This window comes from Flavobacterium sp., assembly GCF_049318325.1.
Taxonomy (GTDB): domain Bacteria; phylum Bacteroidota; class Bacteroidia; order Flavobacteriales; family Flavobacteriaceae; genus Flavobacterium.
In genome coordinates, this window is sequence record NZ_JBMOGQ010000208.1 from 1 (window position 1) to 2,300 (window position 2,300).

The 2,300-nt window shown below is 31.1% G+C and carries 2 protein-coding genes and 1 tRNA gene; all 3 read left to right on the forward strand.

Annotated features, from left to right (window positions below; genetic code table 11):
• A partial coding sequence (locus tag ACOYLP_RS11755; protein ID WP_422856358.1) for a site-2 protease family protein occupies window positions 1-1,040 on the forward strand: 1,040 nt, incomplete at its 5' end.
• A gap of 85 nt (window positions 1,041-1,125) precedes the next feature.
• Window positions 1,126-1,199 (forward strand) — tRNA-Asn (locus ACOYLP_RS11760).
• A 286-nt stretch (window positions 1,200-1,485) separates the two neighbouring features.
• Window positions 1,486-2,300, forward strand: an 815-nt coding sequence (locus tag ACOYLP_RS11765) for a nucleotidyl transferase AbiEii/AbiGii toxin family protein (protein ID WP_422856359.1), incomplete at its 3' end; no start/stop codon positions are given.

Consider the following 2,300-nt stretch of genomic DNA (forward strand, 5'->3'; position numbering starts at 1 on the left):
GATTAATTATTATGCTTGGCGGTGTTACAGTAAATTTTATTTTGGCGTTTATCATTTACATTGGTATGACTTTTTTTTATGGTGAAAAGTACATCAATAATAGTGAAGTGAAAGACGGGGTTTGGGTGCAAAATACAGAATTAGAAAAAGCCGGAATCAAAACAGGAGATAAATTAGTATCCATTGACGGCAAGGAAATCGTAAAGTTTGAGCCTTCTGTCAACATGGATATTTTAATGGCTAAAACTGTTTTGGTTAATCGTAATGGAGAAGAGAAGACAATTACGCTTCCGAATAATTTCATTGGTAAGTTCATAGATCAAGATAAAAAAAGATTGATTGCTTTAAGAATGCCATTTGTAGTTGGTGGTTTACGGGACGATTCTTCTAACAAAGAGTTGAAAGCTAAAGATATTTTTGTTTCTATAAACGGTCAATCAGTTAGGTATTTTGATCAAGCTGAGCCTATACTTTCTACAAATAAAGGGAAACAATTACAGGCTGTTGTATTGAGAGACCAAAAGGAAACTGCAATTACCGTGACGGTGAATAAAGAGGGTAAATTAGGAGTAGTATTAGGTGCCCTAAAAGAGGATAATCTTGAGAAATTAGGTTATTACAAATTTAGCACTGAGACTTTTGGTTTCTTTGAATCTATTCCTGTGGGTATTGATAAGGGTTTTGCCCAGTTGGGTAATTATTGGAGACAATTGAAAATGATCTTCAATCCAAGTACCGGAGCTTATAAAGGCGTAGGCGGATTTGCAGCAATATATAATGTGTTCCCAGACTATTGGAGTTGGGAAGCGTTTTGGAGCATTACGGCCTTGTTATCTATTATGCTTGGGGTTATGAATTTGTTGCCTATTCCGGCATTAGATGGAGGTCACGTAATGTTTTTATTATATGAAATGATTAGCGGCAAGAAACCTAGTGATAAGTTCTTAGAAAGGGCACAAATGGTTGGCTTTGTTTTACTTATTTCGTTATTGCTATTTGCCAATGGTAATGATATATATAAGGCGATTTTTCACAAATAATCTTTTTTAAAATTTTCTTGATTTTTTATTTGTAATAAAATAAAAATCGTTCTATATTTGCAACCGCTTAAAAGATAAACTATCTTCCTCCTTAGCTCAGTTGGTTAGAGCATCTGACTGTTAATCAGAGGGTCCTTGGTTCGAGCCCAAGAGGGGGAGCAGAGAAGAAAAGACTTCACAGAAATGTGAGGTCTTTTTTGTTTTGTTAAGTGCACTCTTTAAGTGTACTTTTCTTTTTCCAGATGTTTGTTCTAAATTTAAAAGTTAAAGTATAAACCAATTTAATTAGTTTGATGGTACACTTTTTTTACATAAAAAAAATAAAGAACCAAGATTATTGTTTAAGCCCTATCAAATTGGCAATTGTATTTTTTAACTTTTAATAGAAATCGAATTGCAGTATTATTAATACATTTTCTTTCTATATTTGTTTAAAACAAACTATATGATTGAAAAAATTAAGAAGTTAACATTACGGGCATTAATGAGTAATGAAACATTAATGTACGGATTGGTTTTAAAAGGAGGAAATGCACTTCAAGTGGTTTATGATATAACAGAAAGAGCTTCTCTTGATATAGATTTTTCAATAAAAGGTGATTTTACTAAAGAGGAGTTTAAATTTCTTGAAAGCAATTTATATTCAATTTTAAATTCTGAATTTGAGAAAGAAGGATTACATGTTTTTGATGTCGAATTTATAGAAAAACCGAAGCAAAACTCTGTAGAGGTTTGGAAAGGATATCGGATTTTATTTAAAACCATAGATATCGATAAGTTTAATGTTGAAAATATGCAAGAATCACGGATGAAAGCATATACAATTTATGATAATAGTTCCACGAAATTTGTAGTTGAGATTAGTAGTTATGAATATACTGAGTCTAAGAAAAAGGTAGAAGTTGAAGGAGTAATACTTTATGTATATACTCCCGAAATGATAGTTTTTGAAAAAATTAGAGCTCTATGTCAATCAATGCCTGAATATAAAAGCATAATACCAACTGCAAGAGTTAAAGGTAGAGCCCGTGATTTTTATGATATTTGGAATCTATGTAGCAATTTTGAAATAGATTTTACTTCTCATGAAAACAAAGAAATGTTATCTGATATTTTTAAAGCAAAATTAGTCCCATTAGAGTTTTTAGATTTAATTGAAAAGAATAAGGATTTACAAAAAGAAAATTGGTCAAGTGTAGAAGCTACAATCCCAACTGAAAAAAATATGGGGTTTGATTTTTATTATGACTTTTTGCTAGA